General features: G+C 59.9%; 7 protein-coding genes. All 7 read right to left on the bottom strand.

Going from position 1 to position 9708, the window contains the following annotated elements; all coding sequences use genetic code 11:
* Positions 1–25: 25 nt before the first annotated feature.
* The 7 genes from ACKVY0_RS19425 to ACKVY0_RS19395 all read right to left on the bottom strand — a co-directional run bounded on the left by ACKVY0_RS19425 (position 26) and on the right by ACKVY0_RS19395 (position 9639).
* Positions 26–673, bottom strand: a complete 648-nt coding sequence (locus ACKVY0_RS19425; RefSeq protein ID WP_409216498.1) for an FAD-dependent oxidoreductase — start codon at positions 671–673, stop codon at positions 26–28.
* Between the two features lie 16 nt (positions 674–689).
* Entirely contained in the window at positions 690–2336 is a 1647-nt protein-coding gene (locus ACKVY0_RS19420) for a hypothetical protein (RefSeq protein ID WP_409216497.1), read from the bottom strand.
* The gene (locus tag ACKVY0_RS19415) at positions 2333–3850 is read right to left on the bottom strand and encodes a sulfatase family protein (protein WP_409216496.1); all 1518 of its coding nucleotides are present in this window, start codon (positions 3848–3850) and stop codon (positions 2333–2335) included. The genes ACKVY0_RS19420 and ACKVY0_RS19415 overlap by 4 nt, the downstream gene beginning before the upstream one ends.
* 47 nt (positions 3851–3897) lie before the next feature.
* Positions 3898–5715: a sialate O-acetylesterase gene (locus ACKVY0_RS19410; RefSeq protein ID WP_409216495.1), complete on the bottom strand. Its 1818-nt coding sequence runs from the start codon at positions 5713–5715 to the stop codon at positions 3898–3900.
* A gap of 86 nt (positions 5716–5801) precedes the next feature.
* The gene (locus ACKVY0_RS19405; protein WP_409216494.1) at positions 5802–7202 is read right to left on the bottom strand and encodes a FecR domain-containing protein; all 1401 of its coding nucleotides are present in this window, start codon (positions 7200–7202) and stop codon (positions 5802–5804) included.
* Positions 7199–7762 (bottom strand): RNA polymerase sigma factor, encoded by a 564-nt coding sequence (locus ACKVY0_RS19400; protein WP_409216493.1) that lies wholly within the window; start codon positions 7760–7762, stop codon positions 7199–7201. Before ACKVY0_RS19400 ends, ACKVY0_RS19405 begins: the two co-directional genes overlap by 4 nt.
* Positions 7763–7839: 77 nt before the next feature.
* On the bottom strand, positions 7840–9639 hold the full coding sequence (locus ACKVY0_RS19395) for an FAD-dependent oxidoreductase (protein ID WP_409216492.1): 1800 nt from the start codon (positions 9637–9639) through the stop codon (positions 7840–7842).
* Positions 9640–9708: the final 69 nt, after the last annotated feature.

Here is a 9708-nt window from a genome sequence, read left to right as displayed (position 1 = left end):
CACCTGCTGGCCAGCACCGCCCGAACTAGAGCGCTGATGAACCCTCGCCCTGCCCTCCAGTATTAATCGCCGCCCAACAATGCCCGCCAGGTTCCAAATCCGAAATCATTTTTGCGCTCTCGTCTTTTAAGCGATGCTCAAACAGGACCTGCGCACCCGCTTGATCCAATTGCCCGCGAAAATATTTCTCCGCCGCACCGCTGCTAAATCCTGTCAGCTTGGAAAAATTGCAAAAAATCTCTCCGGCCAACCCGCCCACCGACACCCGGTTGCCAATATCAATGGCCGTCAATCCGCCGGAGGTCATTCCCCCGACATGCCGCCGGAAAACAGCCAGAATAGTGTTCTTGCCCATGCGTCCGGCCTGAACCGCCGCCGTAACGCCCGCGGGCGTGCCCCCATACACACAAACATCCACCTTCAGTGTTTTTGCGGGATTTTCGGGTGGCAAGGGATAATAGTAATGCAGCCCCGGTGAAGCGGTCTTCGGCCCCTCCATTGCGGAGCTAACGGCAACGGGGGAGGCCACCCAATCCGGAGCAAGTTTCTTATCTTCAGCCGGAAGTGATTCAGCCACGTTCGGCTGCTTTGCTGTCTTTTCGGCTGCGTGCAGCGCAGCCAGCGGACCGACCAGCGACAAGGCGAGTGTTAGGAGGGTGAGGGTATGTTTCATGGTGGATGGTTGTTTTTCAATGTGTGGCTGACTCCAGCTTGTCCGACGTTCTGATAAGGAGCGCATCGGCGGACAACGATTCACCGGCTTGGAAGAGGTCCGCGAGTGCGGGGATGCTGCTGAGGGTGGCGTAGCGATGCTTAGTGGAGTCAGTCTTCTCGCGTGGCATGATGTAACCGAGGAGCGTCATGGATTTCGCGCGGCCTTCGTAGTTTACGTATTGCACCCGGTTTTGGAAGGCGACGTGTTTGGGATCGCCTGCGGGGTAGGGATTGGCAAAGTGTTCCTTGCGATTGAGGAGGGTGGGATCGGTGGTTAGGCGATAGCGACCGGTGGCAGCTTCTTGGAGGAGAAAGAGCGGCTTCGAGTGCTTCGCGGGGCGGGCGTATAGATTGGCGATGGGTTTGGCATCGGGAGCCGGGGTTTCGAGAGTGGGGACGATCTGGCCTTTGTCGAGCGGCCTCGCATAGAGCGGGAGCAAGGGCGTGTCGGCCTCAGCAAAGTCCATCATTTGATAGTCGGCGAAGGACTCCAGCTTGCGTCCGGCCTCAGCCACTTCGGTGAGCGTGCCGAGCACCAGGAAGACGCGGCGGAAGAAGCATTCGCCGGGCTGAATCATCACGCGTGAGGAGACATCCATGACGGTGTAATCGCGCACGCCATGCCGTGAATCGCCCGCTCCATAGACACTGGGCGAGTTTTGGAAACCTGGCGTCTTCGCACGCTGGAGTTGCTGTTGCTCCGGCCAGTGAAGATCGCGACCAAAGACGAGGCCCAGCGAATAGGCGGCAGGGTTCCCGGCATTCTGGGTGGCTGCTGCCCAGCCGCCCGTCTTGGCGATGTCGCCATGAGTGCCCGGCATGTCGATGCTGAAGGGTGTGTGAAACCGATAGCTGCCGTCGGGCTGTGAAAGGACCAGTTCGGGGAAGACCGATGTGCGCACACCGCCCCAGGGTGTGTTCAGGCCATTGACCGGGAAGTTGCCGAAGTTGAAACACAGATAGCTCATCTCAATAACTCCCACGCCGAGATCCCGGACCTGCGTGGTGAAAAGCACATCGCTGCGATGAATGCTCGCCGTGGGCACCTGACCCCAGTTCATCATCGCATACGAGCGTGATGCCGCATCCTCGCGCGTGGCCAGCAGCGGCGCGTAGAAAGGCTTTTTCGGAGAGAGCGGCTGGTCCTTCTTGTCCACATACATGCCCGACTGATGAATGTAGGAGTTTGATTCCTCGCGAATCTTGCTCTTCCCCAGCTCCGGCATCCGGTCGAGCAAGTCGGTATTGATCGCCACCATCTGCCAGACTTCATCCACAAACGGTGCCAGCGCACTCTGCGGCGGCATCGCTTCACCGAAGGAACTCACGACGGAGTAAATCTGTCCGCCCTTGCCCAGACGCAGTTCCCAACTGCGCTCGTTGGTGGACTTGTGCGTGAGGTAAGTATGAAACACCACCCGCTCATCCACGCCCTCCGCCCACTGGGAGCGTGTTGCTCCCGGACGAAACCGCTGCGACACGACGAACTCACTCGGCTTCTCATAGAACGTCGGCGCTTTCGACTCCGGGAACACATCCAGCAACGGCGACGCAGCGGGTGGAGACTCTGCGTGCGCGAAGCTCGCGCTCAAAAGTGCAATGCTGAGCGCAAAATGTCTCATGGCCGACTCCTCCCGCGAGCAATGTCGGCCTTCAGCACACCGAAGAGTTCCTTCGCTTTTTCCGGCTCTTGCGTGAAGACATTCGTGGCCTCGCCGGGATCGGTGCGGAGGTTGTAGAGTTGGAACTTGTCGTTGGGTCCTTTGCCCTTGGTCTCGACGACGTGATCCGGTGTGACGGTGCCGTCCTGCACGGCATAGACTCCTGAGGGCAGGATGAGCTTCCAATCGCCATCGCGGATCGCGAGCGTGTAGGAGCCGTAGTTCACATGCACCATGCCGTTGCGAATGGGTTGCGCGGGTTTCTCGCCGCGCAGCAGAGGTGAGATGTCGAAGCTGTCCTCGCCAGCGTCGGTTGGGAGTTTTTCGCCGAGCAGCGAAGCAACGGTCGCCATCATGTCGGTGAAGCAAATCAACTCGCCGCACGAGGTGCCCGCTGGGATCTTGCCCGGCCAACTCGCGATGAAGGGCATGCGATGTCCGGCGTCGGTGAGCGCACCTTTCATCCCATTCCACGGACCAGCGGCGCGGTGGCCGAACTTCTCGATGTCCTGTGCATACCAGACCGGACCGTTGTCGCTGGAGAAGACAATGAGCGAGTTGTCCCGCAGCTTCAGCTTGTCCAAAGTCGCCAGCACCTGGCCGATCATCGCGTCCACGTTCATCACATAGTCGCCGTATTGCCCTGCACCACTCTTGCCTTTGAACTCGCTCGCCGTCGCCCACGGTGCATGAGGCGCGGGGATGGCGTAGTAGAGGAAGAAAGGTTCTTTGCCGCCGCTCGCCGACTGTTTCGTCAGCCACGCATCCGCCTTGGCCGCGATGGTGGAAAGGTAGCCCTCGAACTTCCAACCCGGTGCCGCCAGACCTTTGCGCCAATGCGCACCTTGCGTCTCGGGATTCGTCACGCCGTCACCCGGATGATCCTCAATCATCTCCGTCGGCGCGACGACGAATCGCTTGTTCTCGATGAAAGCATACGGCCCTTGCTCCGGCGCATCGAAGCCAAAGTAGTAATCGAAGCCAAAGTCCACCGGCGTCATCTTCAGCGTGCCATCCGCCTCGGCCTTCGAAGACATGCCCTGATGCCACTTGCCCACGCAAGCCGTCGCATAACCCTGCCGCTTCATCAGCGTGGCGAGATTCAGCCGCCCCGGCTCGTGTTGAAGCTGAGGCTGCGGAAAATGTTTCTTTTCCAGCGCGCTAAGTTCGCCCTTCCCGGTTCGCTTGGCCGCCGCAGCATTCCAATTGCGATACGGCATCCGCCCCGCGAGCAGGCTATACCGGCTCGGCACACAAATGGACGCCCCCGCATGAGCATTCGTGAACTTCATCCCCTCCGCCGCCAGCTTGTCGATGTGCGGCGTCGCGATCTTCGACTGCGGATTGAAGCACCGCGGATCGCCCCAGCCCATGTCATCGACGAGGATGATGAGGACGTTGGGTTTGGCTGACGGGGCAGCGTGCAGCGCGGCCAGCGGGGCGAGCAGCAAAGCGGTTAGGAGGGCGTATTTCATTGAATGTAGGTTTTACCAGAGTTGATCTAAACGACTGAAGTCGCCGATTACTGCGTCATCTTGGGCCGCTCCCAGTCTTTGAAGTTCCTTTTCGCATCGCGGGCTTCGTCGGTCTTTTCGGGTTTCTCGACGCGCACGGCGGGATCGTTGGGATCGAAGAGCGGCCAGGTGTCGGTGCGGAAGGGTGAGGCGGGGAGGCCTTCCTTGTTGTAGAGCAGATTGCGCTGCGATGGATTCATCGCCCAGGCGTAGCGGACGGCTACAGGAGTCGGCACTTCTTTGGATGAAACGATGACCTTGTTTCCTGCGATCTCGGCATCTGCCCAATGCCATTGCTTGTCGGCTCCGGCGATGGCAAAGGCATCCAGCTTGCTGGGCTTGGCGGCCATCATACCGCTGCCGATGCTGTCGAACTCGAGGACGATTTTGCTGCCTTCGATCTTCTGGCGGAGATAGCGCGGGCCGCAGGGGACGATGTCTTTGCCATAGACTTCCTTGAGCGCGAGATAGGCGTGGCGGATGCCGATGGGTTTCTTGTTTTGCGGATGCAGGGCCACGGGATCGCCGCAGTCAATGCCGACCGCCATGCCGGTATGCGGCATCTCCATGCTGACGAGTCGCATCGATTCGCGGTTGACCGACCAGGTGGCCGCGACGCCTTCGACGGGCTGCGTCTGCGGCGGCTCCCAACTGGGCAACTGTGTGAAGAAGAACGGGAAGTCTTTTGCGACGTTGCCGCCGGAGAGTTCGTGCCATGACGAACGATAGTAGCTGATGAGTCGCTTCAGTTGTTCACCGTAGGCAACGGCTTGCGGCGCGGTCTTGGAATTGCGCTCGCCCTGATACCAGATGGCACCTTTGATTCCATAAGGCCGGATGGGATAGATCATGCCGTTGAAGATGTTGGCCGGATACTGATTCCCCAAGTCGGCGGGTTTGGTGATGTAGGGAGGCTGCAGCGCCCGAGCCCTGTTCTTCATCGTCTCGCCCGCAGCGACCTTGGCGTTGTAATCAGCGAGCTCGCTCTGGAATGCGGCGAGCGACTTCTCACGGCTCTCGCCCTTGCCATCCAGTTGCCGCTGCGCGCTGCGATCCATGTCGGCCTTTTGCTCCTTCGACTGCGCCATGTCCTGCTGCACCTCCCATGGCATCCAGCCTTCAATCGGCGTGCCCGCGTAAGCCTCCTGGATGATCCCGACGGGAACGTTCAGTGCGAGATGCAGCTTCTTGCCGAAGTTATACGCCACAACCGAGGTCTCGGCGGCGGACTCCGGATTGCAGGGCTTCCATTGACCCAGAAGATCGCGCTTCTCTTTCAGCGGCTCATGCCAGTGCTCGCGGGCGGATTTGAAGATGCGGTAGTTTGGCAAATTGACGTTCGCCTCCAGCTCCGCCTCGGCCGAGTTGCCAGTGGACCAGCCCATGTTGGACTGCCCGGCGCAGAGCCACACTTCGCCAATTGCGACGTCCTTGATCTCGATGGTCTTCGAGCCGGTGATTTTCAGCGAATGCCCAGTCCCGAACGCAGGTGTATCCAAGAGGACCTTCCACCCACCGTCCGCATTGGCTTGCGCCGAGGTCGAGGCACCCCAACTCGCCGTGACGGTGATCTGTTCTTTCGGGTCGGCCCATCCCCAGATCGTGTTCTTCATGTTCTGCTGCAAAATCATGTGGTCGCCAAACAGGCTCGGCAGGCGAAGGCCCGTCTTGACCGGCACCGAGGCATCGGAAGTGGCTTTGCCTGTTGGCGAGGCTTCCGCTGCCTTGCGTCGGGCCTGTCTTTGGGCGGCTTTGTCGTCCTCCGCCTTCGCCATGAAGGACGCAGGCAAGAGAACAATCAGTGTGAGTGTGAATAGCGTTTTCATGGTTTTATAAAAGGGATGGTCATCGAAGTAGGGGCCAGTGCGGGAAATGTCACAGCGGCGGGCGAAAAACGAAGTGAAGCACTTCATCACCGCATCGTCTGCGGATCGGACACATCCACGATGACGCGGATCTGATTCACACCGTCCGCAGTCGCCTGCCAGTCGAGCTTGAGCGTGCGGCGATCTTGGCTCAGCGAGAGGTGGTCACCGTTCTTGAGGGCACGCTGCGAGCCCTGCGGATACACGAAGCGCTTCCTTCCCAAGACTTGATCGCTGGCCTTGAGTTGATCGCCATCGGCGATGATCGCGATGATCGACCTGTCAAAGCTCACTTCGCCGACGAAGCGCCTGGGATTGGACTTGGCCTCATCGTCCACCTGCGGCGGATGGTATTGGATGAGGTAGGTGTTCACGCGCCGCTTTCCCGCAGTGAGCGTCTCCTGGCGACCGATGATCTCCTCCGGCCCGTAGTCGCCGGGGTCAGTGATGCTCACGGTGAAGTCCGACCTCAGTTTGGTCGCGAAACGCTCGGGGAAGATCACGATGTTATCTGCATCGGTGACATCCGCCGGATTCAGATGGGGCTGCGGATAGGCAAAACGTATCTTGCCACCCGTGTTCACGACGCCAAACAACACCGGCCAGCCGCGAAACGTGCGCGTGTTGAACTTCCGAGGCATGAGCGCACCCGAGCCTTCGTTGAGCGTCACCTCATCGCCTTCATCAATGATCTTCTCCTCACGACTGGCGAGCGACGTCACTGCGACTCGTCCCTCATAGACCGCTACATCCGTCGCACCATTCGTCCCGACAGACACGCCGAACGTCGTGCCGAGATCAACGACCTTGGCTCGCTCGGTGTGCACTTGGAATCCAATGCCATCCGGCGGGACATTCGCGGTGAGCATTCCTGAATGAAGCCGGGTCTCACCGGGGCCGATGAGCTCCAGGTCTGCCGGGCCTTCCAGAGTCAATCGAACGTCCTTCGCGAAATCGAGGCGCACCACGCCTGCGGCAAGCTTCAGATGACCTTTCCCGACCTGCGCACCAGCAGCGAGCTTCCGATCACCCGACCATGTGGCATCGATCTGATGGGCGACAATGGCGAGCGACTCCTCGGCCTTTGGCAAACTCCACATCACGAACCATCCCAGCGCGATCACCGCAGCGATAGCCGCCACCCTTTGCACCACCGGATACCAGCGCCTGATCGGCTTCGATGGTCTCAGCGCCGACAACACCGCAGCAGACATATCAGGTGATGTCCTGCCAGGTAGAATGCATTGCATCACGTCCTGCACCCTGCGGTCCGCTTCATCGAGCAAAGGCAGCCCACGCAGCGAGTTCTGCAGGCGAAGTTCATTCAGAAATCGCGCTTTCAAATCCGTGTCCGCCGCGAACGCCGTCAGCAACTCCCGTGACGCGTTATCATTAAGCGTCCCGTCCGCAAATCCCTCCAGCAGTTCGTTAAATCGTTCGTCGTTCATGACGCTCCTCCCGATTGAAGTGACTTCTCCATGCACTCACGCAGCGTTTTCCTGACCCGGTTCAAAGTTGTCGTCACCCAACTGACCGTGCGCTGCTTCTGCTCCGCGATCTCCTTGCAACTCCGCTTGTTAAAATAGCGCAGCGCCACCAGATCCGCCGCCTCGCGCCCCAGCTTCCCCACGCAGTCCCGCAGCCCGGCCAGTTGATCCGATCGAAAATCCGGCTCCATGTCCTCCGTCAGCGCCGTGGCAATCTCCACTTCTAACTGCTCACGATAGTTCGACAGATTGTTCGTCTCCCGCCGCTTCTTTTCCAGCTCCGTGAGGATCAGGTATTTGCAAGTCACGCACAGCCAAACGCCAAACTCCTCCTCCGCCCGAAACTCCGCCAGCCGCTGATAAGCGCGGATAAACGTCAACTGCACCACCTCCTCCGCCAGAGTCCAATCACTCAGCCGCCGCAGCGCATACCCCAGCAGCATGTCCTGATGCTCCCGCACGACCTCGCCATAAGCGTCGAGATCGCCATTGAGGATGCGCTGTTGAGTGAATCGGTTCATGCAGTTTCCGAGGTAGGGGCCGGAATGAACTTTGTCACAAACTTGGCTATAAAATATCGCCGTCTTCCTGACCCGGCTCACTTCCCACCGATCTTCGCCTTGAGCCGTTCCTGCCAGTCCTTGTGCTTCTGTTTGAAGGCTTGGAACTCGCGATACTCTTCCGGTGAGATGCGACCGTCTTTGTCTTCGTCGATGGAATCGAAGACCCATTCGTAGCCGCGTTTGTCTTGGTTCCATTCGTCGCGCGAGTTCCAGCCGGCGGCGCTGGTTTCGTTGAGTTCGAGGATCTGGCCGGCATCGAGCAGGGCGCGGCGATAGCGTGGGAAGTCGATGGCCTGCACAGCGACGTTCTCTTTGATCGCGTGAGCGGCGGCGATGCCAGCGGAGAGGCCGAGCGTGATCCACACGGGCTCCATGCGGATGCACGTCATCGCGATGTGACTCGCGGAGCAGCACACGGGCACGAGGAGGTTCTCGCACTCGCTCTGTTTCGGCCGGATGGCGCGATACGGCAGGCGATGGATGCCGCTGTGCGCCGGGTTCGCCTTCATGATGCTGAACTCGCCGCCGCTGAGCGCGATGCCGCCCTCGTACGAGATGGTGGCATACGACCAATCATCCACGCCATAGCTGCCGAGGCCCACCGAGTCCTCCGGGTTCGCCGCGCCTATGAGATCCTTTTGCGTGACGACGTAATCGGACTTCATGCGCCGTGCCTCGCGCACATAGAGCTGATGCGGCCAGCCGTTCGTCTTATCAAAGATGCCGCGCTGAAAGCCGATGGTCTCCGCCTTCTCTCGCAGGTCCGCTGGTGCGGACGGATCGGTGCGCAGAAAGTGATACATGCCGCGCACGAAGTTCATCTGATCCCGCCAGATGCGTGAGCGCGTGACCCAATCGCCATCGGGATATGCCGCGTTCTCACCGGCAACCGACTGCGCCCACAGCGCACGACTGGAGTTCGGACTGAAGATGCCCCAACCGTTGTTCTCTTCGTATTCGCCGAGCATATGCATCTTGCGCCCCGCGCGCATGTCCACGCCCTTTTGAAAACCTCGACGGAAGATTTCATAGCGGCGCGGATCGTAGTCATCGGGCTTCTCGATGCGGATGGGATTCTTCTTCGTGAGCACCCAGCGAAAGGCATACATCATCGTGAGCTTGTCCGCGCTGCCAAGCGGGCCGATTTGAATGTCCTGCAGCAGCGGCAACAGGCCACTCTTCGGGTCGCCCGGCTTCACATACGGGTCGATGTCGTAGCGCATCAAGATGGGCCGCACGCCGCCGAGCGACTCGCCATACTCCTCGCGCGACTCACGGCCCCAGGTGTAGCTCACGCCAGATTTCGCCATCAGATCGCCCTCATACGAGCAGTCGATGAACACACGCGCCGCCACCGTCTTCGCGTTTTTTGCCAAAGGCTGCTCGGCGGGACAGCCGAGCTTGTCCGGCGGTGCGTGATCGAGCGTGATGCTGCGAATGTGCGTGCCTTTCTTTACCACGCTCGCGAGCCGGTGCTCGTAGATCACCGGGATGCCACGCTGAGCAAGTTCGCGTTTGTAGAGTTCGCGCATCGCCACGTCGTCCTTCTCGATGAGAAGCTTCAGCGCCATCTTGCCCACCGAGCGCTTGTAGCCCCAATCAATCGCATTCAATCCGCCACCGCTCATGCCGCCGAGCCATCGCGAAGGCTCCACGACGACCACCTTCGCCCCCGCATCTGCCGCGCCGAGTGCCGCCGCGATGCCGCTGGCAGTTGCACCATAAACACACACGTCAGCCTCTACCGCATCTGCGGCCAGCGATCGTGAATCAAATGCACATGCGGCGAGTGTGGCGGTTGTCGTTTGGAGGAAATGGCGGCGGGTGGAGGGCATGTTTGGTGTGGTTATGATGGGGGCACATTGAAAACACCTCGGCATAGCGCTCATTGGCCGACCAAATGG

Origin of the sequence: Prosthecobacter sp. (genome assembly GCF_046154365.1) — a bacterium.
In the GTDB taxonomy this organism is placed as follows: domain Bacteria; phylum Verrucomicrobiota; class Verrucomicrobiia; order Verrucomicrobiales; family Verrucomicrobiaceae; genus Prosthecobacter.
The sequence above is the reverse complement of the archived record's forward strand: the minus strand, read 5'-3'. Positions and strand labels throughout refer to the sequence as shown.